The 24028-nt window shown below is 73.9% G+C and carries 27 protein-coding genes; 17 read left to right on the plus strand and 10 right to left on the minus strand.

Translation table 11 applies throughout. The features are described from left to right. Positions 1–38 precede the first annotated feature (38 nt). Complete coding sequence (locus ACI79K_RS13855; RefSeq protein WP_456590076.1) at positions 39–1853, minus strand: phosphoenolpyruvate carboxykinase (GTP); 1815 nt, start codon at positions 1851–1853, stop codon at positions 39–41. Positions 1854–2053: 200 nt separating this feature from the next. Between ACI79K_RS13855 and ACI79K_RS13860 the strand changes: the two genes are divergently transcribed. After that, positions 2054–3229 carry an NADH:flavin oxidoreductase/NADH oxidase gene (locus ACI79K_RS13860; protein WP_456599984.1) on the plus strand — a complete coding sequence of 392 codons (1176 nt, stop codon included), beginning with the start codon at positions 2054–2056 and terminating at the stop codon, positions 3227–3229. Here the strand turns inward: ACI79K_RS13860 and ACI79K_RS13865 are convergent. Next, a complete protein-coding gene (locus ACI79K_RS13865) occupies positions 3205–3741 on the minus strand; it encodes an SRPBCC family protein (RefSeq protein ID WP_456590074.1) in 537 nt (178 codons plus the stop codon). The genes ACI79K_RS13860 and ACI79K_RS13865 overlap by 25 nt on opposite strands. Beyond that, complete coding sequence (locus ACI79K_RS13870; RefSeq protein ID WP_456599985.1) at positions 3738–4085, minus strand: ArsR/SmtB family transcription factor; 348 nt, start codon at positions 4083–4085, stop codon at positions 3738–3740. Before ACI79K_RS13870 ends, ACI79K_RS13865 begins: the two co-directional genes overlap by 4 nt. Here ACI79K_RS13870 and ACI79K_RS13875 point away from each other — a divergent pair. From ACI79K_RS13875 to ACI79K_RS13885, 3 genes are all read left to right on the plus strand, one after another. Beyond that, positions 4084–4359 carry a hypothetical protein gene (locus ACI79K_RS13875; protein WP_456599986.1) on the plus strand — a complete coding sequence of 92 codons (276 nt, stop codon included), beginning with the start codon at positions 4084–4086 and terminating at the stop codon, positions 4357–4359. The two genes, ACI79K_RS13870 and ACI79K_RS13875, sit on opposite strands and share 2 nt — an antisense overlap. 68 nt (positions 4360–4427) lie before the next feature. Next, positions 4428–4670, plus strand: coding sequence for an acyl carrier protein (locus tag ACI79K_RS13880; RefSeq protein WP_456590071.1), 243 nt, complete (start codon positions 4428–4430; stop codon positions 4668–4670). A 31-nt stretch (positions 4671–4701) separates the two neighbouring features. Further along, positions 4702–5664 (plus strand): NAD(P)H-dependent flavin oxidoreductase, encoded by a 963-nt coding sequence (locus tag ACI79K_RS13885; RefSeq protein ID WP_456599987.1) that lies wholly within the window; start codon positions 4702–4704, stop codon positions 5662–5664. Here the strand turns inward: ACI79K_RS13885 and ACI79K_RS13890 are convergent. Genes ACI79K_RS13890 through ACI79K_RS13900 form a run of 3 tightly spaced genes read right to left on the minus strand, consistent with a single transcriptional unit; the run spans position 5649 to position 8130 of the window. Further along, positions 5649–6353, minus strand: a complete 705-nt coding sequence (locus ACI79K_RS13890; RefSeq protein WP_456590069.1) for a DsbA family oxidoreductase — start codon at positions 6351–6353, stop codon at positions 5649–5651. The genes ACI79K_RS13885 and ACI79K_RS13890 overlap by 16 nt on opposite strands. A gap of 41 nt (positions 6354–6394) precedes the next feature. Beyond that, positions 6395–6787, minus strand: coding sequence for an FKBP-type peptidyl-prolyl cis-trans isomerase (locus ACI79K_RS13895; RefSeq protein ID WP_456590068.1), 393 nt, complete (start codon positions 6785–6787; stop codon positions 6395–6397). After that, positions 6775–8130, minus strand: coding sequence for an MFS transporter (locus tag ACI79K_RS13900; protein WP_456599988.1), 1356 nt, complete (start codon positions 8128–8130; stop codon positions 6775–6777). Before ACI79K_RS13900 ends, ACI79K_RS13895 begins: the two co-directional genes overlap by 13 nt. A gap of 121 nt (positions 8131–8251) precedes the next feature. On the opposite strand from ACI79K_RS13900, the gene ACI79K_RS13905 reads away from it, so the two are divergent. The 10 genes from ACI79K_RS13905 to ACI79K_RS13950 all read left to right on the plus strand — a co-directional run bounded on the left by ACI79K_RS13905 (position 8252) and on the right by ACI79K_RS13950 (position 17000). Beyond that, positions 8252–8641: a VOC family protein gene (locus tag ACI79K_RS13905; protein WP_456590066.1), complete on the plus strand. Its 390-nt coding sequence runs from the start codon at positions 8252–8254 to the stop codon at positions 8639–8641. Positions 8642–8678: 37 nt separating this feature from the next. Further along, a complete protein-coding gene (locus ACI79K_RS13910; protein WP_456590065.1) occupies positions 8679–10388 on the plus strand; it encodes a glycoside hydrolase family 13 protein in 1710 nt (569 codons plus the stop codon). 61 nt (positions 10389–10449) lie between these two features. Further along, complete coding sequence (locus ACI79K_RS13915; RefSeq protein ID WP_456599989.1) at positions 10450–11142, plus strand: TetR/AcrR family transcriptional regulator C-terminal domain-containing protein; 693 nt, start codon at positions 10450–10452, stop codon at positions 11140–11142. 84 nt (positions 11143–11226) lie between these two features. Further along, complete coding sequence (locus ACI79K_RS13920) at positions 11227–11694, plus strand: nitroreductase family deazaflavin-dependent oxidoreductase (protein WP_456599990.1); 468 nt, start codon at positions 11227–11229, stop codon at positions 11692–11694. Next, entirely contained in the window at positions 11691–12398 is a 708-nt protein-coding gene (locus tag ACI79K_RS13925) for a DUF4386 domain-containing protein (protein ID WP_456599991.1), read from the plus strand. The genes ACI79K_RS13920 and ACI79K_RS13925 overlap by 4 nt, the downstream gene beginning before the upstream one ends. 4 nt (positions 12399–12402) lie before the next feature. Further along, complete coding sequence (locus ACI79K_RS13930; RefSeq protein ID WP_456599992.1) at positions 12403–13068, plus strand: maleylpyruvate isomerase family mycothiol-dependent enzyme; 666 nt, start codon at positions 12403–12405, stop codon at positions 13066–13068. Positions 13069–13112: 44 nt separating this feature from the next. Continuing rightward, positions 13113–13457, plus strand: coding sequence for a TfoX/Sxy family protein (locus ACI79K_RS13935; RefSeq protein WP_456590060.1), 345 nt, complete (start codon positions 13113–13115; stop codon positions 13455–13457). Positions 13458–13503: 46 nt separating this feature from the next. Beyond that, positions 13504–14742: an MFS transporter gene (locus tag ACI79K_RS13940; protein WP_456599993.1), complete on the plus strand. Its 1239-nt coding sequence runs from the start codon at positions 13504–13506 to the stop codon at positions 14740–14742. Between the two features lie 91 nt (positions 14743–14833). After that, entirely contained in the window at positions 14834–15946 is a 1113-nt protein-coding gene (locus ACI79K_RS13945) for an FUSC family protein (RefSeq protein WP_456590058.1), read from the plus strand. Positions 15947–16010: 64 nt separating this feature from the next. After that, positions 16011–17000, plus strand: coding sequence for a DNA polymerase III subunit beta family protein (locus ACI79K_RS13950; RefSeq protein WP_456599994.1), 990 nt, complete (start codon positions 16011–16013; stop codon positions 16998–17000). Positions 17001–17074: 74 nt separating this feature from the next. Here the strand turns inward: ACI79K_RS13950 and ACI79K_RS13955 are convergent, their stop codons facing one another. Then, on the minus strand, positions 17075–18331 hold the full coding sequence (locus ACI79K_RS13955) for an acyl-CoA dehydrogenase family protein (protein ID WP_456590056.1): 1257 nt from the start codon (positions 18329–18331) through the stop codon (positions 17075–17077). A gap of 103 nt (positions 18332–18434) precedes the next feature. Beyond that, positions 18435–19391, minus strand: coding sequence for a helix-turn-helix transcriptional regulator (locus ACI79K_RS13960; RefSeq protein WP_456599995.1), 957 nt, complete (start codon positions 19389–19391; stop codon positions 18435–18437). A gap of 59 nt (positions 19392–19450) precedes the next feature. On the opposite strand from ACI79K_RS13960, the gene ACI79K_RS13965 reads away from it, so the two are divergent. Further along, the gene (locus tag ACI79K_RS13965) at positions 19451–20620 is read left to right on the plus strand and encodes an epoxide hydrolase family protein (protein ID WP_456599996.1); all 1170 of its coding nucleotides are present in this window, start codon (positions 19451–19453) and stop codon (positions 20618–20620) included. 20 nt (positions 20621–20640) lie between these two features. Here ACI79K_RS13965 and ACI79K_RS13970 read toward each other — a convergent pair whose 3' ends face one another. Continuing rightward, the gene (locus tag ACI79K_RS13970) at positions 20641–22608 is read right to left on the minus strand and encodes an acetoacetate--CoA ligase (protein WP_456599997.1); all 1968 of its coding nucleotides are present in this window, start codon (positions 22606–22608) and stop codon (positions 20641–20643) included. A gap of 55 nt (positions 22609–22663) precedes the next feature. On the opposite strand from ACI79K_RS13970, the gene ACI79K_RS13975 reads away from it, so the two are divergent. Then, positions 22664–23068 (plus strand): DUF2237 family protein, encoded by a 405-nt coding sequence (locus tag ACI79K_RS13975; RefSeq protein ID WP_456597769.1) that lies wholly within the window; start codon positions 22664–22666, stop codon positions 23066–23068. Between the two features lie 10 nt (positions 23069–23078). Here ACI79K_RS13975 and ACI79K_RS13980 read toward each other — a convergent pair whose 3' ends face one another. Continuing rightward, the gene (locus tag ACI79K_RS13980; RefSeq protein ID WP_456590051.1) at positions 23079–23279 is read right to left on the minus strand and encodes a hypothetical protein; all 201 of its coding nucleotides are present in this window, start codon (positions 23277–23279) and stop codon (positions 23079–23081) included. A gap of 92 nt (positions 23280–23371) precedes the next feature. Here ACI79K_RS13980 and ACI79K_RS13985 point away from each other — a divergent pair, with 92 nt between their 5' ends. Further along, complete coding sequence (locus ACI79K_RS13985) at positions 23372–23866, plus strand: glutathione peroxidase (protein WP_456590050.1); 495 nt, start codon at positions 23372–23374, stop codon at positions 23864–23866. Positions 23867–24028 lie beyond the last annotated feature (162 nt).

Genomic DNA, 24028 nt, shown 5'->3' on the forward strand with positions numbered 1-24028 from the left:
CCGCGACGCTGCGGTTCCGGGCCCTGCCTCTGCCGGGCTTACGCCAGGCGGCTCTTGAGGATCTCCAGCTCGTCCCACATGGTGCTGGGGAGCTTGTCGCCGAACTTCTCGAACCACTCGGTGATCTGCGGGATCTCCTCGCGCCACTCCTCCGGCTTCACCGCGAGGGCCTGCTCGACCTGCTCGGTGGTCATGTCCAGGCCGGAGACGTCGAGGGAGTCCGCCGTCGGCACGTGGCCGACGGGGGTCTCGACGGCGGCCGCGGTGCCCTCGAGGCGCTCGATGACCCACTTGAGCACGCGGCTGTTCTCGCCGAAGCCCGGCCACAGGAAGCCGCCGTCGGCGTCCCGGCGGAACCAGTTGACGTAGAAGATCTTCGGCAGCTTGCTGGCGTCGTGCTGCTTGCCGGTCTCGACCCAGTGGCCGAAGTAGTCACCGGCGTTGTAGCCGATGAACGGCAGCATGGCGAACGGGTCGCGGCGGACGACGCCGACGGCGCCGGTCGCGGCGGCGGTGGTCTCCGAGGAGAGCGTCGCGCCCATGAACACGCCGTGGTTCCAGTCCCGGGCCTCGGTGACCAGCGGGATCGTGGTCTTGCGGCGGCCGCCGAAGAGGATCGCCGAGATCGGCACACCCTTGGGGTCCTCGTACTCCGGCGCCAGGATCGGGCACTGGGTGATCGGGGTGCAGAACCGCGAGTTGGGGTGCGACGAGAGCTCGCCGGACTCCGGCGTCCAGTCCCGGCCCTTCCAGTCGGTCAGGTGGGCCGGCGGCTCGTCGGTCATCCCCTCCCACCAGATGTCGCCGTCGTCGGTGAGGGCGACGTTGGTGAAGACCGAGTTGCCCTTGTCGATCGTGCGCATGGCGTTGGGGTTGGTGTCCCAGCCGGTGCCGGGCGCGACGCCGAAGAGGCCGAACTCGGGGTTGAGGGCGTAGAGGCGCCCGTCCTCGCCGAAGCGCATCCAGGCGATGTCGTCGCCCAGGGTCTCGACCTTCCAGCCGGGGATGGTCGGCTCGAGCATCGCCAGGTTGGTCTTCCCGCAGGCCGAGGGGAAGGCGGCGGCGATGTAGTAGGTCTTCTGCTGCGGGTTGGTGAGCTTGAGGATCAGCATGTGCTCGGCCAGCCAGCCCTCGTCGCGGGCCATGACCGAGGCGATCCGCAGCGAGTAGCACTTCTTGCCCAGCAGCGCGTTGCCGCCGTAGCCGGAGCCGTAGGACCAGATGGCCCGCTCCTCGGGGAAGTGCACGATGTACTTGGTGTCGCTGCACGGCCACGGGACGTCGGCCTGCCCCGGCTCCAGCGGGGCGCCGAGGGAGTGCATCGCCGGCACGAACGGCCGGTCGGAGCCCATCGCCTCGAGGATGCGGCTGCCGATGCGGGCCATCACCCGCATGGAGACGACGACGTACTCGGAGTCGGTGAGCTCGACGCCGAACATCGGGTTCTCGGCCTCGACCGGGCCCATGCAGAAGGGGATCACGTACATCGTCCGACCGCGCATGCACCCGCGGTACAGCTCGGTCATGATCGACTTCATCTCGTCCGGGGCCATCCAGTTGTTGGTGGGCCCCGCGTCGGCCTCGTCGACCGAGCAGATGAAGGTGCGGTCCTCGACGCGCGCGACGTCGCTGGGGTCGCTGGCGCACCAGAACGAGTTGGGCTTCTTCTCCAGCGGCGTGAAGGTGCCGGCGTCGACGAGCTTGCGGGTGAGCCGCTCCCACTCCTCGTCGGTGCCGTCGACCCAGACCACCTGGTCCGGCGTCGTCAGCTCCGCCATCTCGCGCACCCAGGCCAGCAGCCGGGCGTGCGTCGTGGGGGCGTTCTCCAGACCTGGGGTGGCCACGGTGGTCACGGCGTCTCCATCCTCTGCGTCGCCGGGGCGGACTCCCGCTCCGACGGTGGTGCCCTACGTGCCGCGGCCGCGGGACGGCCGTGCGGATCGGGTCAGCGTACAAGCGCAGACATGCGCCCGTAACGAGACAAATGTTACGTATAGGACGTCTACCGCTCAGCTCGGAACAGGCTGGTGGGAGGCGGTGTTCGCCACACTTCGTGAGCTCTCCCGCGCTTCTCTCGCCGCTCCGTCTCCGCGACGTGACGCTCCGCAATCGCCTCGCCGTGGCCCCGATGTGCCAGTACTCGGTGACCGACGGCCGGGTCGGCGACTACCACCTCGTGCACCTCGGGCGGTTCGCCCTGGGCGGCTTCGGGCTGGTGGTCGTGGAGGCCACCGCGGTGACCCCGGAGGCGCGGATCAGCCACGGCGACGTCGGCCTGTGGTCCGACGACCACGCACCCGGGCTGGCCCGGGTGGTCGACTTCCTGCACGCCGAGGGGACGGCGGCAGGCATCCAGCTGGCGCACGCCGGCGCCAAGGCCAGCAGCCGCCGGCCGTGGGAGGGCTCGGGGCCGGTGACCGAGGACGACGCCCGCCCGGGCGAGGCCCCGTGGCCGACCGTCTCGGCGTCCGCCGTGCCGGCCGGGGACGGATGGCCGGTGCCGCACGCGCTCTCCGAGGTGGAGCTGGCGGGGGTGCGGGACGCGTTCGCCGCCGCCGCCCGACGGGCCGACGCCGCCGGGTTCGACGTCGTGGAGGTGCACGCCGCGCACGGCTACCTGCTGCACCAGTTCCTCTCCCCGCTCACCAACCGGCGCGACGACTCGTACGGGGGCTCCCGCGAGGCGCGGATGCGGTTCCCGCTCGAGGTGGTGGACGCGGTGCGCGCCGCCTGGCCCGCCGGCAAGCCGCTGCTGGTGCGGGTCTCCGCCGTCGACGGCTCCGGCGACGGGCTGACGATCGAGGACACGGTGGCCTTCGCCCGGGAGCTGCGCACCCGCGGGGTGGACGCCGTCGACGTCTCCGGCGGCGGCATCGGCGGGGGCTGGGAGCACCCGATCGGCTACGGCTACCAGGTGCCCTACGCCGCGGCGATCCGTGAGCAGGCCGACATCCCGACGATGGCCGTGGGGCTGGTCGTCGACGCCCGGCAGGCCGAGGCGATCGTCGCCGGCGGCGCCGCGGACCTGGTCGCGGTGGCGCGCGAGGCGCAGGACGACCCGAACTTCGCCGTGCACGCCGCCCGGGACCTCACCGACGGCTACGACGCCTACCCGGTGCAGGCAGGCCCCCGGCTCGCCTCGCGGGGGCGCCTGCTGGGCCGGCTCGGCCCGTGGACCGGCCCGGACCCGGTCCAGGTGACCGATCAGGCCCCGGCGGGTCGCCCGTAGCCCGGACCGGTCTCGGCGAGGAAGGCCGCCCAGTCGCCCGGGGCCGGGCGGCCGCCGAGTTCGGCATCGAGCTTGTCGAGGTACCAGTGCCAGCCCATCGCGAAGTCGGTGACGTCGAGGCCGGCGGCGAAGAACTGCACGAAGCGGAGGACGGTCCGATCGCCCTCCACGAACAGGTCCAGGTCGATGCGCCAGACGCCGAGGCCGTCCTGCTCCTGGGTCCACTGCACGACCAGCCGACGCGGCGGGTCGCACTCGACGATCGCCATCGGCTCCCCGACCGGTTCGTCCTCGTGCGTCATCGTGAAGGTGCCCGTGCCACCGGGGCCGCGCTCGCCCTCGTAGGTGCCGATCCAGCGGGCCAGGCGGACGGGCTCGGTGAGTGCTGCCCAGACGTCCTCGATCGGGTCGGGCCAGCTGCGGCGGAACTCCAGCCGCTGCCGGCCGTCCGGCTCGGTGGTGACGACGCCGCGCCGGGTCTCCAGATCGGTGTCGCTGCCGCGTGGGGTCATGTCGGTCCTCCGTCCCTGCGCGCCCGCCGGCCGCGGGCGATCTCGGTGTCCAGGGCGTCCAGTCGGTGCGCCCACAGGTCGCGGTAGGGCTCCAGCCACTCGTCGAGCTCGCGCAGCGGCTTCGGGTCGAGCGCGTAGCGGCGCTCCCGCCCCTCGGCCCGCACCCGGACCAGCCCGCTCTCGCGGAGGACGCGCAGGTGCCGGCTGATCGCGGGGCGGCTGACCGGGAACGGCGCCGCCAGCTCCCCCGCCGTCCGCTCCCCGCCGGCCAGCAGCGCGATCAGCTCGCGCCGCGTCGGGTCCGCCAGTGCCTGGAGCGCCTCCACGCCCAATGAGTAACACATGTGTTACGTATCCGTCGAGGGGTTGGCGCACGGCGCCCCGGGAAAGGAGGCGTCCATGACCGTCACCGATCCCGACAACCCCGATCCGCTCAACGACCCCCGGACCCTGCAGGCCGATCCGGGCGCCTACGGCGAGGGCGCCGACCTCGCCTCGGCCGGGGACGACGCGACGTCGAGCGGCGAGGACGAGCTGCCCACCAGCCAGAACCTGGAGGACGAGGCGGGCGGCAGCGACGTCACCGGAGGCGCGTTCGGCGGGACCCCGCCGGCCTGACCGTGTGACGAACCGGTTCTTCCGGGGTAGGGCGGCCTCGTCCCACACACCTGAACCGAGGAGGACCGATGGCCACCGGTGAGACCGGCTTCGAGGACGTCTTCTACGACCTCGTCTCCGTCCAGTACCACTCGCTCAAGGCCGGGCACGACTACGGCCAGTACGTCCGGGACGCCGAGAACGCCGGCCTGGACGACGTCGCGGCGTTCTTCCGCGAGGTCATGGAGCAGGACTCCCAGCGCGCGAAGCGCTGCCACGAGTTCCTCGGCCGCCTGCAGGGCACCGAGCAGGGCGGCCCCGCCACCCAGTGACTCCGCTGTGGGTCAGCGAGACGATGGGCAGGTGCTCACGACCGCATTGACCCGCCGCTTCTCCCTCACCACGCCGGTCATCGGGGCCCCGATGGCCGGCGTGGCTGGTGGGGGGCTCGCTGCCGCGGTGTCCCGCGCCGGCGGGCTCGGGATGATCGGGATCAGCGCGAAGCACAGCGCCGACTTCCTCGCCGAGCAGTGCGCGATCCCGCGCGCCGACGGGCTGCCGTTCGGCGTCGGGCTGATGGCCTGGGCGCTCGCCGACCGGCCCGACCTGCTCGCGGCGACGGTCGCCGCGCGGCCGGCCCTGGTGTCGGTCTCCTTCGGCGACCCGGCCCCCTACGTGCCGGCGCTGCACGATGCCGGGATCGCCGTCTGCGCCCAGGTCAACACCGTCGCCGACGCGCGAGGCGCGCTCGACGCCGGCGTCGACGTTCTGGTCGCGCAGGGCACCGAGGCGGGCGGCCACACCGGGCACCGCGGCCTGCTCCCGCTGCTGCAGGAGGTACTCCCCCTCACCGATCGCCCGGTGGTCGCCGCCGGCGGCATCGCGACCGGCCGCGGGATGGCCGCCGCCCTTGCCGCCGGCGCGGCGGGCGTGTGGATCGGGACGGCTCTGCTGTCCTGCACGGAGGGGCTGAACTCCGCCGCCGCACGGGAGCGGGTGCGGCAGGCGACCGGCGAGGAGACCGTGCTGACCCGCGCCTTCGACGTCGCGGAGGGGCTCGCCTGGCCGGAGCGCTGGCCCGGGCGGGCGCTGGTCAACGACTTCTCCCGGGTCTGGCACGGCCGCGAGAAGGAACTGGTGCACGACGCCGAGGCCCGGCAGTCCGTGGTGGACGGCCGGCGCACCGGGGACCCGGCGACCGCGCCGGTCTACGCCGGGGAGGCCGTCGGCCTGGTCACCGCCGAGCGCTCGGCCACCGACGTCGTCCGTGAGCTGGACACCGGAGCCGAGCAGGCGCTGCGCGCGGTCGGTCAGCTACTGGGCTGAACGGCGCAGCCGTCGTCGGTGCAGCCCTCGGCGGCCGGCACGGTGACCAGCGGGTGGGCGTCGGCCCAGGCCCGCTCCAGCACCTGCAGCAGCAGCTCGGCCGGCTGGGCGCCCGCGGCCCCGTACTTCCGGTCGACGACGAAGAACGGCACGCCCGTGGCGCCCAGGGCCTGCGCGGTGGCGCCCTCCTGCCGGACGGCGGCGAGGTAGCGGCGGTCGGTCAGCGCCTCCCGGATCTCGGCCTCGTCCAGCCCGACCTGCACCCCGAACGGGACGAGCGAGTCGACGTCGAAGACCGGCCGGCCCTCCTCGAAGTAGGCGTGCAGCAGGAGCTCCTTGAGCTCGTTGCGCTTGCCGTGCTCGGCGGCCAGGTGCAGCAGCTCGTGGGCCAGCAGGGTGTTGCCGCTGACGGCGTCGGCGAGGTGGTACTCCAGCCCCTCACCGGCCGCGACCTGCTCGACCTGCGCCATGTTCTCGCGCATCTGCTCGACGGTCGTGCCGTACTTGCGCGCCAGCGCCGGGAGCGTGGGGTGCGTCTCGCCCTCGGGGACGCTCGGGTCGAGCTGGAAGGAGCGCCACACGACCTCGACCTGGTCGCGGTGCGGGAACTTCTCCAGCGCGGACTCCAGCCGGCGCTTCCCGATGTAGCACCACGGGCACACGACGTCGGACCAGACCTCTACCTGCATGCCTGGCCCAACGTCGTCGCCGCCTCGATCCTTCCGCCGGGTCAGCCGCCGGTGAAGGAGCGGATGCCGACGAGGTCGACGACGAAGACCAGCGTGGCGCCGGGCTTGATCACGCCGCCGGCGCCGCGGTCGCCGTAGGCCTTGTGCGGCGGGATGGTGAGCCGGCGGCGGCCGCCGACCTTCATGCCGACGATGCCCTCGTCCCAGCCCTGGATGACCATGCCGACGCCCACGCGGAACTCCAGCGGGTCGCCCCGGTCCCAGGAGGCGTCGAACTGCTCGCCACCCTCGTGGGTGACGCCGACGTAGTGGCAGCTCACCAGGTCGCCGGCCTTGGCCTCGGGGCCGTCGCCGACGACGAGGTCCTCGATCACCAGGTCGTCGGGCGCCGGCCCGGTGGGCGGCTCGACGTCCGGTCGGGTCAGCTCGGCCACGGTTCTCCCTCCCGCGCCGGGGCTGTCCCGGCGTCGTCACCCCCCATCCAAGCAGCGGCCGGGCCGGGCGGCTCTTCCGCGGCCGTCGGGGCGCCGACGTCGAGGGGGTGGGCGATCTCGTCGGCGGGGAGGCGCGCGGCCCAGATGGCGACGACGGCGAACACCGGCGGGGCGAGACCCGCCACCAGGAAGGCACCGGAGCGCCCGACCAGCTCGGCCAGCGGCGCCGCGAGCGCCATGGACAGCGGCATGAGGCTCAGCGAGACGAAGAAGTCGAGGCTGGAGACCCGCCCCAGCAGCTCGCCCGGCACCCGGCGCTGCAGCAGCGTGCCCCAGATGACCATGCCGGCCTGCGAGGTGCCGCCGACCACGGCCGCCGCCGCGAGCATGACGACGAGGTCGGTGGTGAAGCCGAACGCGACCAGCGGGATGCAGCCCAGCCCCCACAGCAGGGTCATCACCGTGAGGTAGCGGCGCGGCAGCCGCCACGAGGCGACCAGCAGCGAGCCCAGCGCCCCGCCGAAGCCGAAGGCGACCAGCACCCAGGCGTGCTGGCGGGCCCCGCCGCCGGCGTCGGCGATGGCGAACGGGACGAGCACCTCGAACGGGCCGATGAAGGCCAGCAGCATGAAGGCGGCGAACAGCAGCGTCGCGAGCAGCCACGGGGTGGCGACCATGTAGCGCACGCCCTCGCGGACGTCGGCGAGCAGGCCGGGCGGCGGGTCGCCGTCGCCCGCCGGCGGGCGGCGCACCGGGGTGCTGGGCAGGGCCCACAGGAAGGCGGCGGCGAGGAAGGCGGTCGCGGCGGTGACCGCCAGCGCCGCGCCCGGGGACCACGCGGCGACGAGGAAGCCGGCCGCCGCGGGCCCGGCCGCCTGGCCCAGCACGGGGCGGACCGCGCCCTCCAGCCCGTTGACCGCGAGCAGGTCCTCCGCGGGTACGAGGGCGGGCACCAGCGCCGAGTAGGCGGGGTAGAACATCCCCAGGGCGACGCCGTCGACGAGCGAGACCAGCGCGAGCTGCCACAGCTCGAGCACGCCGGTGAGCGACAGCGCGGCCGCCACGGAGACCGCGCCGCCCTGCAGCAGCGCGACGACCAGCAGCAGCCGCCGCTGGGGTACCCGGTCGGCCAGCGCTCCGCCGAGCAGCGTCGTCACCAGCATGCCGCCGGAGCTGAGCGCAGCGACCAGGGACAACGCCCCCGGGCCACCGTCGAGGCCGAGGACCTGCCAGACCATGGCGATCGCCCACAGCCCCTGGGTAAGCAGCGACAGCGCCATCGCAGCCGCCAGCAACCGGTAGGAGGTGTGCCGGAGCGGCGCCAGGGCGCGCGGCAGCGTCACAGGTCACCTCCCGGGGTCGGGGCCCATCCTGGACGACGGGTGCGACAGATCCCCACCCGGTTTCCGGCCGGCGCGACGGACCGGTGCCCGAGGGGCGCCCGCGCCGCTACGGTCGGCGGGCATGATCGACCACCTGGGCCTGCAGTGCGCCGACGCCGAGGCGGCGGCCTCCTTCTACCAGCGCGTCTTCGCGACCTGCGGCGTCCGCGAGGCGATGCGCATCGACACCCCGCACGGGCCGGTGATCGGCCTGGCGGGGCCCGACGGGCAGCCGCAGCTGTGGACGAGCCCCGCCGAGGACACCGGCCACCGCCCGGTGCACCTGGCGCTGGCGGCACCCTCGCGCGCGGCCGTCGACGAGGTGTTCGCCGCGGCGCGGGCGGCGGGCGCGGAGATCCTGCACGAGCCGCGGGAGTGGCCCGAGTACCACCCGGGCTACTACGGCGTCTTCTTCCGGGATCCCGACGGCAACAACGTGGAGGCCGTGCACCACGGGTTCCCGGCACCCTGACCGTGCGGCGGGCCGCCCGGCGTGCTGGGCTGGGCACATGCCCGTCGAGCAGCCCCCGTGGTGGACCCGTGCCGTCGTCTACCAGGTCTACCCGCGCTCGTTCGCCGACTCCGACGGCGACGGCATCGGCGACCTCGGCGGGATCCTGCTGCACGTCGACCACCTGGCCGACCTCGGCGTCGACGTCCTGTGGCTCTCGCCGGTCTACCCCTCGCCGCAGGCCGACAACGGCTACGACATCAGCGACTACCAGGACATCGATCCGCTCTTCGGCACCCTGGAGCAGCTCGACGAGCTGATCGAGGCACTCCACGCCCGCGGCATCAAGCTGGTGATGGACCTGGTGGTCAACCACACCAGCGACCAGCACCCGTGGTTCGTCGAGTCCCGCTCGTCGAAGGACTCGCCCAAGCGCGACTGGTACTGGTGGCGGCCGCCGCGGCGCGGCATGGCACCGGGCGCCCCGGGCGCGGAGCCGACGAACTGGCAGTCGTTCTTCTCCGGCCCGACCTGGGAGCTCGACGAGGCCAGCGACGAGTACTACCTGCACCTGTTCGACCGCCGGCAGCCCGACCTCAACTGGGAGAACCCGGAGGTCCGGCAGGCGGTGTACGAGATGATGCGGTGGTGGCTCGACCGCGGGGTCGACGGCTTCCGCATGGACGTCATCAACATGATCAGCAAGGACGTCGGACCGGCCGGCGAGCTGCACGACGGGCCCCCGCTGCCCGGCTCGTCGCTGGGTGACGGCTCGGCGTCCTACCTGTGCGGGCCGCGGATCCACGAGTTCCTGCAGGAGATGCACCGGGAGGTATTCGCCGGGCGCTCCGAGAAGCTGCTGACCGTCGGCGAGATGCCCGGCGTGACCGTCGAGCAGGCCCGGCTGTTCACCGACCCGGCCCGCGGCGAGGTGGACATGGTCTTCCAGTTCGAGCACGTGGGGCTGGACCACGGGACGTCGAAGTGGGACGTCCACCCGCTGCGGATGCGCGACCTCAAGGCCTCGTTCGGCCGCTGGCAGGCCGGCCTGGCCGAGGTGGGGTGGAACTCCCTCTACTGGGACAACCACGACCAGCCGCGGGCGGTGTCCCGGTTCGGCGACGACTCACCGCAGTACCGCCGCGACTCGGCGACCTGCCTCGCCACCCTGCTGCACCTGCACCGGGGGACGCCGTACGTCTACCAGGGCCAGGAGATCGGGATGGCGAACTACCCGTTCACCTCGCTGGAGGAGTTCGCCGACGTCGAGTCGCTCAACCACCACGTGCACGCCGTCTCCGCCGGCCACGACCCGGCGGAGGTGCTGGCCGCGCTGCGGTGCATGAGCCGGGACAACGCCCGCACGCCGGTGCAGTGGGACGCCTCGCCGCACGCCGGCTTCACCACCGGGACGCCGTGGCTGGCGGTGAACCCCGACCACGTGGAGTGGAACGTGGCGGCACAGCGGGACGACGACACCTCGGTGCTCGCCCACTACCGGCGGCTCATCGCGCTGCGCCACACCGACGACGTCGTCGCCCTGGGCGACTTCACCATGCTGCTGCCCGACCACGACGAGGTGTACGCGTTCACCCGCTCGCTGGGCGGCGTCGAGCTGCTCGTCGTCTGCAACCTGTCGCGGACGCCGTACCGGTTGGCCGAGCTGCTGCCCGAGGCGCCGGCCGCCGAGCTGGTGCTGGGCAACATGGCCGACGACGACCCCGCCGAGCTGCGCCCCTGGGAGGCCCGCGTCCTGCGCCTGCCGTGAGCCACCAACCGCCCGGCGCTCCTTACGGTGTACGGGTCGATCCCCCGCGGACAGGTGGTCCATGGCACCCCGTACCGACGCTCCCGCCCGCTCGGCGCTGACCCGCCGGCGGGTGCTGCAGGCTGCCGTCGACCTCGCCGACCGCGAGGGCCTCGCCGCGCTGACCATGCGGCGGCTGGCCCAGGAGCTCGGGGTCGAGGCCATGTCGCTGTACCACCACGTCGCCAACAAGGAGGCCGTCCTCGACGGCGTCGTCGAGGTGGTGATCGGCGAGATCGTCGCCGCCGTGGACGGCGTCGGCCCGGACCCGGCGGAGGACTGGCGGGCGGCGCTGCGGGCCCGCGTCCTCACGGCCCGCCAGGTACTGCTGCGGCACACCTGGGCACCGCCGGTCATCGAGACGCGGACCGCCATGAACGCCGAGATCGTCGGCTACTACGACGGGCTGCTCGGCATCCTGCGGGCGGGCGGCTTCTCCTACGACCTGGCCCACCACGCCATGCACGCGCTCGGTTCCCGGGCCCTGGGCTTCACCCGCGAGCTGTTCACCCCGGCCGATCCGGAGACCGGTGGGCAGGAGGCGATGGCGATGCTCGAGCAGCTGGCCGACCGGTACCCGCACCTGGCCGGCATGCTCGCCGACACCGTCCACGAGGACGAGGGGGTCCTCGGCTGGTGCGACGACCAGGCCGAGTTCGAGTTCGCCCTGGATCTCCTCCTCGACGGGCTCGACCGGCGCGTCGGCCACAGCTGAGGTCGGTGGCCGACGGCCTGGACACGTCCGCGCCGGCTCGCTACCTTACGGCGTAAGGGATCCTTACACCGTAAGGGAGATGCCATGGGTGCCATCCGGATCGGCGCAGCGCTGCTCCTGCTGCTGACCGCGCTGTTCGTGCAGTCCTTCCGCGCGAAGTGGGGGCCCGTCCAACGCGCCGTCCGCAGGTTCAACCGCGACGTCACGAACCCCCGCCAGCTGGAGACGGCCGGGCAGCCCGGTGCGTACGCGTCGGTAGTGCACCACCGCGGCCGGGTGAGCGGTGCCGCCTACCGGACGCCGGCCGTCGCGGTGCCGACCGACGACGGCTTCCTGTTCGCCCTGCCCTACGGCCCGGGCGCCGACTGGGTGCGCAACGTGCTGGCGGCCGGCAGCGCCACCGTCGAGCACGAGGGCCGGTCGGTGCCGGTGCAGCGGCCGCGCCTGGTTCCGGCAGACGAGGGGAACCGGTTCTTCCCGCCCGGTGAGCAGCGGATGCACCGGCTCTTCGGCGTCGTCGACTTCCTCCGGGTATCGGAGGCCGGCCGGTGACGACGGCGCAGCTGCACGTCGAGCGGCGGGAGCTGGACCGCCGCGCGGGCCTCGTCGCCGGCACCGCACTCCTGCTGATGGCGGCGCTGGCGGCCGTCGGCTACGGCGCCGCCGTGGAGGGTCTGGTGACGCCCGGCGATCCGGGGCGGACCGCCACCGACGTCCTCGCCGCCGAAGGTCTGTTCCGCGCCGGCATCCTGTGCCTGATCGGGGTGGCCGTCCTCGACGTCGTCGTCGCCTGGGCGCTCCACCAGGTGTTCGCGCCGGTCGACGCCCGGCTGTCCCTGCTGGCCGCGGTCTGCCGGCTGGTGTACACCGCCGTGTTCCTCGTCGCGATCGGCCACCTGGCGGCGGCGGCGAACCTGCTCGCCACCGATGCCGTCCTCGGCGCAGCGGAGATCGACCGGTTCGACGCCATCTGGAACACCGGCCTGCTGCTGTTCGGCGTCCATCTGGTGCTCGTCGGGGTGCTGGCCCACCGGTGGCGCGCCGCACCGCGGGGGCTGGGCGTGCTCCTGGTCGTGGCCGGCCTGGGCTACGCGTTCGACAGCGCCGGGGCGGTGCTCTCGGCGGGGTCCTGGCCGACCGTCGCGCAGTTCACCTTCCTCGGCGAGGTCCTGCTGGCGCTGTGGCTCCTGTGGCGCGGCCGACGTGCGGCCCGGGCAGCAACCGGCCCCGGGCCAGGCGCACCGCTGGCACGATGACGGCGTGGACACGTTCGCGGAGATCGCCGGCGAGCGCCGCGAGCTGGCCGCCCTCCTGTCGGGGCTGACCGGTGAGCAGCAGGCGACGCCGAGCCTCTGCAGCGCGTGGACCGTGCACGACGTGGTCGCGCACCTGGTCGTGCCCCTGGAGGTGAGCACCCCGAAGTTCGGGCTGGCGATGCTCGCGTGCCGGGGGAACTTCAACCGGGCGAACGTCCGGGTGACCCGCGAGCAGGCGCGCCGGCCCTTCGGCGAGCTCGTCGAGGTGCTGCACCGGAAGGCCGGCTCGCGGTTCACCCCGCCCGGGGCAGGCCCCGAGGCGCCCCTCACCGACCTCCTCGTGCACGGCCTGGACATCCGCTGGCCGCTGGGCATCGCGCGCGACGTCCCCGAGGAGCGCCTGCGGACGTCCCTGACCTTGGTGGCCGACGGTGGCTTCGTCCGCAAGGGCACGCTGGACGGTCTGCGGTTCGAGGCGGACGACCTCGACTGGGCGCACGGCACCGGCCCCGCCGTCCGCGGGAACGCCGATGCGCTCCTGCTCGCGATGACCGGCCGCCCGGCCGCGCTCGACCACCTCGACGGCGACGGCGTACCGGTCCTGCGCGTCCGGCTGGGGCAACCGTCCGGGCGCCGGGACGGGGAGGAGCGCAGACCGTCCGAGCGATGACCGCAGGCCCTAGGCTGCCGGCGTCCCGGAGGAGAGGACCGCGCATGGCCTACGACGTCGCACTGGCAGACCGCGTCCGCGACGCGCTCCCTGCGGAGAAGGCCGTCCGCGAGGTGAAGATGTTCGGCGGCCTCGCGTTCATGGTCGGCGAGAAGATGGTGGCCTGCGTCTCGGCCGGCGGCGGCGACCTGCTGGTGCGCGTCTCCCGCGGCCGCGATGCCGATTGCCTCGAGGTGGCCGGGGCCCACCGGGCCGAGATGGGCGCCGGCCGCTCGATGGGCGAGGGGTGGATCGCCGTCGACGGGGCCGCCCTCGCCGCGGACGAGGACCTGCACTTCTGGATCGACGCCGTCCTGGAGCACAACGCCGAGCAGGCTGCAGCCCGCTGACCGAGCGGGCTCCCGCCCCACTCCACCCGCCTAAGCTCCTCACCTCGTGGGCCGGGTCGTCGAAGCAGTGCTCCCGGCGCGCATGGGGACGCCGTTCCGCTGGCTGGTCGGCTCCTCCTGGGTGACCAACCTCGGCGACGGCATCGCGCTGGCCGCCGGGCCGCTGCTGGTGGCGTCCCAGACCAGCGACCCCTTCCTCGTCGCGCTCGCCGCCCTGCTGCAGCGGCTGCCCTGGCTGCTGTTCGGCCTCTACGCCGGGGTGCTCGCCGACCGGGTGGACCGCCGCCTGCTGGTGATCGCCGTCGACGTGGCGCGCGCCGTCGTCCTCGGCGTGCTGACACTCGCCCTCGTCACCGGCCGAGCGGGCATCGCGGTGGTCCTCGCCGCGATGTTCCTGCTGGGCACCGCCGAGGTCTTCGCCGACACGACCTCCGGGACGCTGCTGCCGATGGTCGTCGACCGCGCCGACCTCGGCGTCGGCAACGCCCGGATGATGGCCGGTGCGCTGACCATGAACCAGATGGCCGGCCCTGCCCTGGGCGCGGTGCTGTTCGCGGCGGGCTCGGCCTGGCCGTTCCTGGTGCAGGGGCTGTGCGTGGCGCTCGGCGCGCTGCTGCTCGTGCGCATGGCGCTGCCCCCGCTCCCCCGCGCGCCGGGCGGGCGGCACGTCGGCCGGGAGATCGTCGAGGGGCTGCGCTGGACGTGGGGCAACGGCCCGGTGCGCACGCTGACGATCACGATCGTCACCTTCAACGTCACCTACGGCGCCGCGTGGTCGGTGCTGGTGCTCTACGCGACCGACCGGCTGGGGCTCGGCGCGATCGGGTTCGGGCTGCTGACCACGGTGACGGCGGTGGGGGGCCTGCTCGGCACCGCGTCCTACGACTGGCTGGCCCGGCGCGCCGACCTCGCCCTGCTCATGCGCGTCGGGCTGGTCATCGAGACCCTCACGCACCTGGGCCTGGCGCTGACCACGGTCCCGTGGGTCGCGGCGACGATCCTGTTCGTCTTCGGCGCGCACCTCTTCGTCTGGGGGACGACGTCACGGACCATCCGCATGCGGGCGGTGCCCACGGAGCTGCAGGGCCGGGTGGGCAGCCTCTACTACATCGGCGTGTTCGGCGGGATCGTCGCCGGCCAGGCGCTCGGCGGCGTCATCGCCAAGGTGTGGGGCATCACCGGGCCGTTCTGGTTCGCCTTCGTCGGCTCGGCGGTGATCCTCGCGCTCATCTGGCGCGAGCTGGCCCACGTCGCGCACGCCGACGAGGCCGCGCCCACGGGCTGACCACGAGCTCGGCCGCGGCAGCGCGTCCCCGCCCGCCGTGGTGCAATGCCAGGTCCGGGAGGACGACCTCCCGGCGACGGACGGGACGGTGATGCAGCACTCCAGCTCCCGGTCCGGCGACGGGTCCGGGCACCGCCGCTCCTGGTGGGGGGCGGCGCGCCGCACCTGGGCCCGGCACCCCCGGATCGGCCTCGCGGTGCGAGCCGCCGTCGCGGCCACGCTCGCCTGGTGGCTGGCCCTCCTGGTCCCCGGCCCCCTCTCGGACTACCCGTACTACGCCCCGCTCGGCGCGGTCATCGCCACCACCGCGTCCACCCTGGCCGGCTCGGTCCGCTCGTCGGTGCAGACGGTCGCCGCCATCGCGCTGGGTGCCGGGGTCGCCCTGGTCGGCGACGTGCTGATCGGCCAGCGGCTGGTCACCCTCGCCGTCGTCATCGCCGTCAGCGTCGTGCTCTCCGGGTGGGAGTGGCTGGGCAGCGCCAGCAGCTGGCTGTCCACGGCCGCGTTGTTCATCCTGCTCTTCGGCAACGAGAACACGACGGCGTACGTGCTCGGCTACCTCGGGCTCACCTTCATGGGGGCGCTCGTCGGCCTCGCCGTGACCGCCGCCTTCCCGCCGCTTCCCCTGGCACCGGCGGAACAGACGCTCGCGACCCTGCGGGACGCCCTCGCCGGGCAGCTGGACGACCTGGTCGACGGGTTGCGGCAGGACCACCCACCCACGCAGGACGAGTGGCGCGGCCGGATCCGCACGCTCGACCCGCTGCTGGCCCACATGCGCGACGCCGTCCGCCTGACCGACGAGGCCCGCCGGGGCAACCGCCGCGCGACCCGGTACCGGGAGGCGGCCGACCGTCAGTACCGGCAGGCCCGGGCGCTCGAGCGCCTGACGCTGCTCGTCGAGGACCTCACCCAGCTGATCGCCGAGACCGAGCTCGCCGATCTGGAGACGGTCCCGCTGGGGCCGCGGCTGCGACCTCCGGCATCCCGGGCCCTGGCCGCCCTGGCGGACGTGCTCCGCTCGGTCGGCGGCGCGACGGCCGACCCCGAGGCCGTCCGCCGGGCCGATGCCGCGCTTGCCGAGTTCACCACCGAGCTGCGCCGCGCCCGGGCCACCACCGACGACGACCTGCTCGACGCCGGAAACATCGCCGGGGCCGTCCGCCGGTCGCTGGAGTCCGTCCGCCCGGCGGGCGATGCTTGACCCTCGACCCGGTCGAGGCCCGAGGGTCCGGGGCGTGGAGGAACGCATGCGGGGGATCGGCCGGATGGCGCGCGACTCAGGCCTGACGGTGAGCGCCCTGCGGTTCTACGACGGCGCCGGCGTGCTCGTGCCGGCCCGCGTGGACCCGTGGATCGGCTACCGCTGGTACAGCGACGAGCAGGTCGTCGTCGCCCGGCTCGTCGCCCGGCTGCGGCGGGTGGCCATGCCGCTCGCCGAGATCCGCCGGGTGGTCGAGCACCGGGACGACCCGGCCGTCGCCGATGTCGTCCTCGAGGCGCACCTGCGGCGCCTGGAGGACGGGCTGGCCGACGCCCGCCGCGAGCTCTTCCACGCCCGATCCCTACTGGCCCAGGAGAGCCTCATGACCAGCATCCGCAGCACGACCGCGACCTTCCTCGACGCCCTGCGGGGCGTGCGCTTCGCCGTCGGCCGCGACCCCGAACTCCCGGCGCTCACCGGCGTGCTCCTCGACGCCGACGCCGACGACGTCCGCCTGGTGGCCACCGACCGCTACCGCCTGGCCGTGCGAACCCTGGCCGACGCCGCCGTGGAGGGCCAGGCCGTCAGCGCCGTCCTCCCCGTGGCGCTGGTCGACGAGGCGCTGCTGACCCTGACGCCCGACGACGGCCCCCTGACCGTCTCGGTGGACGGCGCGGACGTCGTCCTCGCGGCCGGCGACAGGTCGGTGCGCGGGCGCCGCGTGGACGCCGACTTCCCCGACTACCGCCGGATCGTGCGGGCGTCGGGCAGCTCCCGGGTCGAGGTCGACGTCGCGCGGTTCCGCGAGCAGCTGGCCGCCGCCCCGATCCGGACGGTGCGCAGCCCGGAGGACGGCACCGAGCACGCCGCCACCGTGCTGAGCCTCGGCGACGTCGAGGTGGGCGTGAACCGCGAGTTCCTGCTCCAGGCCCTGGACGCCGAGGACGCCGGCCAGCTGGTGCTCGACCTCGACGGGCCGATCGCGCCGCTGGTCATGCGGGCACCGGGCCGGTCCGGCGACCTCAGCATGCTGATGCCGATCGCGCTGGACTGATCTAGCGCCGCTGTGCGCTGATCGGGGTCTTGGGCAGCTCATCACCCCGATCAGCGCACAGTCGCGGGGCCGGCTCAGCCCAGCGGCGAGCGGGGGAGCAGCCGGTCGCTGATGATCCGCTTCTGGATCTCGCTGGTGCCCTCGAAGATCGTGGTCAGCCGGGCGTCCCGCCAGTGCCGCTCCACCTGCCGCTCGGTGGTGTAGCCGTTCCCGCCGTGCAGCTGCATGGCCTGGTTGGTCACCCGCACCGACATCTCGGTGGCCTCCAGCTTCACCATCGACGCCTCCTTGTGCACCGGCAGCCCCAGGTCGAGCAGGTGGGCGACCTGGCGGTAGAAGGCGCGCGACTGCTCGATCTGCGCGGCCATCTCGGCGACGGCGAAGCGCAGCGCCTGGAAGTCGCCGATCGGGTGGCCGAACTGCTCGCGCTCCTGCAGGTAGCGGATGCAGTCCTCCAGCGCCGCGCGCGCCAGCCCCACGGCCCGGGCCGCGGTGTGCACGCGGGCGGTGTTGAGGAACTTCTGCGCCTCGGCGAATCCCGCCTGCTTCGCGGCGTCCCCCTCCTCGGCGCTCTCCTCCTGCGCGGCCTTCGCCTGGTCGATCACGTTCTCCCGGGGGATCCGGACGCCGTCGAAGGTGAGGTCCCAGGTGAGGAAGCCGTGGTAGCCGATCTTGTCGATCGGGGAGCCGGACAGGCCCTCGGGGAACTCCCCGCGCTCCTTCTCCAGCAGCAGATTGATCAGCCCGGCCGAGCGCGACTCCCCCGGCTCCGGGTCGCGCTCGCGCACCAGGACCTGGATGAAGTCGGCGGCCTTGGCGTTGCCGCACCAGCGCTTGCGGCCGGTGACGACCCACTCGTCGCCGTCGAGCACCGCCCGGGTGGAGACGCCGGCGAGGTCGGAGCCGGCGTCGGGCTCCGAGAGCGCGATCGCGCCGATCCACTCCCCCCGGGCGCTACGGCCCAGCAGCTCGTGCCGCCGGTCGGCGTCGAGGACCGCCGTCCCCAGACCCTGGGAGCGGGCCAGGATGCTCGCCGTCGACATCCAGGCGCGGGCCAGCTCCTCGCTGACCATGCAGTACTCGAAGACGCCGAGGCCCAGTCCGCCCTGCTCCGCGGGCACGGTGATGCCGAAGTAGCCCAGCTCGGCCAGCCGCGCCAGCAGGGACGCCGGGATCTCGCCCTTCTGCGGGTCGAGCTCGTTCGCGACCGGCAGCACCTCCTCCATCGCGAACCGGCGCGCCTGCTCCTGCAGCGCCTCCCGCTCCGGGGTGTGCCACGGCGGCAGCAGCACCGGCGGCTGCGGCTCGCGGATCTCGTCGGTGCTGGTCATGGCGCGTCCTCCTCGTCGAGGGCGGTGATCACTCCACCTTGGCGGCTGCCTGTTCCCCCGGCACGCCGTCGTCACCCGCGAGGTGAGCAGCCTCACGGGTGGGTCACGTCGTGGCGGCGGTGTAGCGGGCCGCGAGAACGCGCAGCCGCTCGACGAGCTCCGGCGGCTCGAGCACCCGGAAGTCCAGGTCGAGCAGCGAGATGTACACGGCCATCGTCTCGAAGCTGTCCGCCCCCGTCACGAGCGTGCTGGTGCGCGCGTCGACCGGCTCGACGACGCCGACGGCCGGGTTGATGCGGGCACGCACCTCGGCGGCCGGCGCCAGCACGGTGATCCGGGCGTGGACGGCCCACCCCTCCGAGGCCACCGCCCGCATGACGTAGGCGCGCAGGTCCTCGGTGGGCAGGGGCTCCGGGGTGAACCGCCGGCCGGTGCGGGGGCCGAGGGCCAGGCGGTCGACCCGGAACACCCGCCAGCGGCCGCTCTCCGGCTCGCGACCCAGCAGGTACCACCGGCGCTCCCAGCTGACGAGCCGGTACGGCTCGACGAGCACGCGGACGCCGTCGTGCTCGAAGCGCAGCCACTCCACGTCCCGGATCGCCGCCGCCACCGCGGTGAGCACGGTCGGGTCGACCGGCGGATCCTCCTCGGGCGTGCCCGCGTCGTCGGCGATCTGGGTGGTGGCCGCCGTCAGGCTGCCGACCTGGCGGCGCAGTCGTGCGGGCAGCACCTGCTCGAGCTTCGCCAGTGCCCGCGCGCTGGTCTCCGCGACGCGCTCGATCGCGCTCGCCGACGCAGCCCGCAGGCCGAGCGCGAGGGCGACGGCCTCGTCGTCGTCGAGCAGCAGCGGCGGGAGCGATGCGCCGGCCCCCAGCCGGTAGCGCCCCAGCGAGCCGCGGGTGGCCTCCACGGGATAGCCGAGGGTGCGCAGTCGCTCCACGTCGTTGCGGACGGTCCGCGTCGTCACCCCCAGACGGTCCGCGAGCTCCGGCCCCGACCAGGCCGGCCGGGCCTGCAGCAGGGCGAGCAGGGCCAGCAGGCGGGCCGACGTCTCGAGCACCGGAGAATCCTCGCACCAACAGGAACGAACCGTTCCTGTTGGCCTCCTAGGTTCGTCCCATGACCTCCACGACGGACACTCCGACCACCTCCTCCACCGGCATCCGGCCGTTCCGGGTCGAGATCCCGCAGGCCGACCTCGACGACCTCCTCGCCCGGCTGGGGCGCACCCGCTTCCCGGCACCCGCCCCGGGCGACGACTGGACCTACGGCGTCCCGAACAGCTACCTGGTCGACGTCGTCGAGCAGTGGCGCACCGCGTACGACTGGCGCGCGGCGGAGGCGCGGATGAACGAGTTCCCGCACTTCCTCACCGATATCGACGGCCAGACGATCCACTTCCTGCACGTTCCGTCGGTGGAGGCCGGCGCCACCCCGTTGCTGCTGCTGCACAGCTACCCGGGCTCCTTCGTCGACTTCCTCGAGCTCATCCGCCCGCTGACCGATCCGGTCGCCCACGGCGGTGCGGCCGAGGACGCCTTCTCCGTGGTGGTGCCCTCGATGCCGGGGTTCGCCTTCAGCACCCCGGTCACGGACCGCGGCTGGACCACGGCCCGCGTCGCCCGCACCTACGACTCCCTCATGCGACGGCTCGGCTACGACAGCTACGGCGCGCACGGCAGCGACACCGGGGCGATGGTCGCCCGCGAACTCGGCCTGCTCGAGCCGGCGGGCTTCCTCGGCGCCCACGTCCTGCAGCTGTTCTCGTTCCCCTCGGGCGACCCGGCCGAGTTCGAGAAGCTCGAGCCGAAGGACCACGCGGCGCTGGAGCACCTGCAGTGGTTCCAGTCGGTCGGCGGCTACAACGCGCTCAACGCCTCGCGCCCGCAGACCGTCGCCGCCGCGTTGTCGGACTCCCCCGTCGGGCAGCTCGCGTGGAACGAGCTCTTCCAGTCCTTCGGCAACGGCACGAGCCTCGTCACCACCGAGCAGATCCTCACCGAGGTCACCCTCGAGTGGCTCACAAACACCTCGGCGAGCGTCGGCCGGTACCACTTCGAGGAGGCCCACGCGCAGCGCGAGCCGGCCGTCAACCACTCGCCCGTCGGCGTCGCGGTCTTCTCCGACGACTTCAAGAGCATCCGCGCCTTCGCCGAGCGGGACAACGACGCCATCGTCCACTGGAGCGAGTTCGAGGGCGGGGGGCACTACGCGGCGCTCGAACGGCCGGACGTCCTCGCCGGCGACATCCGGGCCTTCTTCGCCACGCTGGCGCGCACCGCCCGCTGACCGCCGGGCGGTCGGTGCGGCTAGTGCGTGCGGTCCCTCGCCAGCCGGATGAAGTGCTCGACCAGCGCGGCGTCGTCGACGGTGCCGGTGTTCACGGCCTTCGCCGGGTCCACGCCCTGGAACAGCCGCTTGAGCGGCACCTCCAGCCGCTTGCCGGTGCGGGTGTGCGGCACGCCGGGGACGGCGATGACCTCGTCGGGCACGTGGCGCGGGCTGGCCGTCGTCCGGATCTCCTCCCGGAGCCGCCCCACGAGCTCGTCGGTCAGCTCCTCCCCCGGGGCGAGCTGCACGAACAGCGGCATCCAGTAGCCGCCCTCGGGCAGCTCGACCCCGAGCACGACGCAGTCGACGACCTCGGGGAAGGCCTCGACGGCGGCGTAGATGTCCGCGGTGCCCATGCGCACCCCGCCGCGGTTGAGCGTGGAGTCCGACCGGCCGGTGATGATGCAGGTGCCGCGCTCGGTGATCTCCAGCCAGTCGCCGTGCCGCCACACCCCGGGCCACGGCTCGAAGTACGCCGCCCGGTACCGCGCGCCGTCCGGGTCGTTCCAGAAGTACAGCGGCATCGAGGGCATCGGCTCGGTGACCACCAGCTCCCCCAGCTCGCCGACCACCGGCTCGCCCTGCTCGTTCCACGACTCCACGGCCACACCCAGCATGGGCCGCTGCAGCTCGCCCACCGTGACCGGGAGCAGCGGTGAGCTCCCGATGAAACCGGTGGCGACGTCGGTGCCACCGGACGCGGAGACCAGCTGCAGGTCCGTGCCCACGGCGTCGTAGACCCAGCGGTAGGAGGCCTCGGGCAGGGGGGAGCCGGTGCAGCCGAGCACGCGCAGCGCGGAGAGGTCGTGGTCGTCGCCCGGGCGGACGCCGGCCTTCTGGCAGGCGCCCAGGTACCCGGGGCTGGTGCCCAGCAGGGTGATCCCGACCTTCGCGGCGAGGGCGAACTGCGCGTCCACGGTCGGGTAGGCGGGCGCCCCGTCGTGGAGCACCGCCGTGGCGCCCGACAGCAGCGAGGAGGCGACGACGTTCCACATCATCCAGGCGGTGGAGGTGTACCAGTAGAAGCGGGCGCCCGGCGCCAGGTCCTGGTGCAGCAGCCCCCACTTGAGGTGCTCCAGCACCACCCCGCCGTGACCGTGCACGATCCCCTTGGGGAGCCCGGTCGTGCCCGACGAGTAGACGATCCACAGCGGCGCGTCGAACGGCGTCGGCTCGAACGCCGGGTCCTGCCGGTCGGCGACGGCGTCGGCCCAGGGCAGGGCGCCGTCGGGCACCTCGTCGGGGAAGATCCGGGGGACGGCGATCGTCGTCCGCACCGTGGGCAGCGCCTCGCGCAGCTGCGCCACCACCTCACGCCGGTCGTGCGCTCGCCCGTTGAACCGGTACCCGTCGACGGCGACCAGCACGGTGGGCTCGATCTGGGCGAACCGGTCGAGGACGGCGCGGGTGCCGAAGTCGGGCGCGCAGGACGACCAGACGGCCCCGACCGCGGCCGCGCCGAGGAAGGCGACGATCGTCTCGGGGACGTTGGGCAGATAGCCGGCGACCCGGTCACCGGGACGGACGCCGAGGCGGCGCAGCGTGGCGGCGAAGGCCCCCACCTGGCCACGGAGTTCGGCCCACGGGATCTCGACGGGCTCGGTGTCCTCCGCGACGGCGATCAGCGCGGGCCGGTCGTCGGCGGCCTGGCGGAACACCTGCTCGGCGTAGTTGACCGCCGTCCCCGGGAACCAGACCGCGCCCGGCATCTCGCGGGAGGTGAGCACCTGGTCATCGGGGACGTCGAGCACGCCGGTCCAGCGGGCGAGGTCACCCCAGAACTGGTCGAGGTGCTCGATCGACCACCGCCACAGGGCGTCGTAGTCGACCGGGTCACCGAAGGAGAGGCCGCGGCGCTGCGCCACCCAGCCGGCGAAGGCGGCGCTCCGGGTGCCGGCGATCGACGCGGCGGTGGGCCGCCAGAGGATCTCGGGGATCTCGCTCACGCCCGCACCATGCCATCCTGGACGCCCGCCGACCACGCCCACCCGAGGAGGGCCCGTGCTGCCCGACCCCGCCGGCGAGCGGAACGTCCTCGGTGGGCCGCTGGAGCCCTGCGGCACGGACCCGGTCACCGGCTTCTACCGCGACGGGCACTGCCGCAGCGGCCCCGACGACCTCGGCCGGCACACGGTCTGCACCGTCGTCTCCACCGAGTTCCTGGCGGTGCAGCGGGAGCTGGGCAACGACCTCAGCACCCCGCGCCCGGAATACGGCTTCCCCGGGCTGCGGCCGGGCGATCGCTGGTGCGTGGTCGCCACCCGCTGGCTCCAGGCCTACCAGGCGGGTGCGGCGGCGGGGGTCGTGCTGGCCGCCACCAACGCCCGCGCCCTGGAGGTCGTGCCGCTGGAGGCGTTGCGCCGCTACGCCGTCGACGTCCCGGACGACGCCAGCGGTCTGGGCTGAACCGCCGGGCTCAGCCCCCGGACCCTCCACCGCCCAGCATCCAGCTGTGCTTGTTGACCGCGCCGCGCGCGTCCGGGCCGTCCGTCCGGTCGCGGTCGAGGCGGCCGTCGGGCAGCTCGTCGCGCCACTCCTCCTGCCGCGGCCCGCGCCGGACGTAGAGGGTTGCGGCGACCACCACCAGCACCGCCGCCGTGATCAGCAGCCACTCCACGGGACCTCCTCGTGCCGGACGCCCACCACCCTAGGCGCCGCGGTGGGGGCCGGCCTGGAATGAACCCTCGGCCGGCGGCGCTGCGGCCGGGCATGAGCGACCTCCTCGACACGCCCGTGACCACGCTGCAGGGCGCCGCCACGACACTGCGGGAGCTGACCGCCGGCGGCCCGGCGCTGGTCGTCAACGTGGCCAGCCGCTGCGGCCTGACCCCGCAGTACACCGCGCTGGAGGCGCTGCACGAGGAGTACCGCGACCGCGGCTTCACCGTCGTGGGCGTGCCCTGCAACCAGTTCATGGGGCAGGAGCCCGGCACCGCCGAGGAGATCGAGCAGTTCTGCTCGGCCACCTACGGCGTCACCTTCCCGCTGACGGAGAAGGCCGAGGTGAACGGCCCGGGCGCGCACCCGCTCTTCCGGCAGCTCACCGCCGTGCCCGACGTGGACGGGCAGGACGGCGACGTCGCCTGGAACTTCGAGAAGTGGGTGCTCAGCGGCCAGGGCGAGGTGGTGGCCCGCTTCCGGCCGCGCACCGAGCCCGACGCCCCCGAGGTCCGGGCCGCCATCGAGTCGGTCCTGCCGGTCTGACGCCGGCCCCTCACCCCAGGCTCGTGGTCGCGACCCCGGCCGCACGGTGGGGGGGGGGGGGGGGGGGGGGGGGGGGGGGGGGGGGGGGGGGGGGGGGGGGGGGTGGGGGGTGGGGCGCGCGGCGGTGCTGGTTGTTCGCGGTCTGCACTATATACTCTCTGA

This window comes from Blastococcus sp. SYSU DS0616 (assembly GCF_054051015.1).

Excerpts from the sequence above, each read along its gene's own strand:
- ACI79K_RS13865 (WP_456590074.1), bottom strand. The coding sequence starts at position 3,741 with ATGACCCCACGCGGCAGCGACACCGATCTGGAGACCCGGCGCGGCGTC.
- ACI79K_RS13875 (WP_456599986.1), top strand. The coding sequence starts at position 4,084 with ATGTGTTACGTATCCGTCGAGGGGTTGGCGCACGGCGCCCCGGGAAAG.
- ACI79K_RS13870 (WP_456599985.1), bottom strand. The coding sequence starts at position 4,085 with ATGTGTTACTCATTGGGCGTGGAGGCGCTCCAGGCACTGGCGGACCCG.
- ACI79K_RS13880 (WP_456590071.1), top strand. The coding sequence starts at position 4,428 with ATGGCCACCGGTGAGACCGGCTTCGAGGACGTCTTCTACGACCTCGTC.
- ACI79K_RS13890 (WP_456590069.1), bottom strand. The coding sequence starts at position 6,353 with ATGCAGGTAGAGGTCTGGTCCGACGTCGTGTGCCCGTGGTGCTACATC.
- ACI79K_RS13905 (WP_456590066.1), top strand. The coding sequence starts at position 8,252 with ATGATCGACCACCTGGGCCTGCAGTGCGCCGACGCCGAGGCGGCGGCC.
- ACI79K_RS13910 (WP_456590065.1), top strand. The coding sequence starts at position 8,679 with ATGCCCGTCGAGCAGCCCCCGTGGTGGACCCGTGCCGTCGTCTACCAG.
- ACI79K_RS13915 (WP_456599989.1), top strand. The coding sequence starts at position 10,450 with ATGGCACCCCGTACCGACGCTCCCGCCCGCTCGGCGCTGACCCGCCGG.
- ACI79K_RS13920 (WP_456599990.1), top strand. The coding sequence starts at position 11,227 with ATGGGTGCCATCCGGATCGGCGCAGCGCTGCTCCTGCTGCTGACCGCG.
- ACI79K_RS13935 (WP_456590060.1), top strand. The coding sequence starts at position 13,113 with ATGGCCTACGACGTCGCACTGGCAGACCGCGTCCGCGACGCGCTCCCT.
- ACI79K_RS13945 (WP_456590058.1), top strand. The coding sequence starts at position 14,834 with ATGCAGCACTCCAGCTCCCGGTCCGGCGACGGGTCCGGGCACCGCCGC.
- ACI79K_RS13950 (WP_456599994.1), top strand. The coding sequence starts at position 16,011 with ATGGCGCGCGACTCAGGCCTGACGGTGAGCGCCCTGCGGTTCTACGAC.
- ACI79K_RS13955 (WP_456590056.1), bottom strand. The coding sequence starts at position 18,331 with ATGACCAGCACCGACGAGATCCGCGAGCCGCAGCCGCCGGTGCTGCTG.
- ACI79K_RS13965 (WP_456599996.1), top strand. The coding sequence starts at position 19,451 with ATGACCTCCACGACGGACACTCCGACCACCTCCTCCACCGGCATCCGG.
- ACI79K_RS13985 (WP_456590050.1), top strand. The coding sequence starts at position 23,372 with ATGAGCGACCTCCTCGACACGCCCGTGACCACGCTGCAGGGCGCCGCC.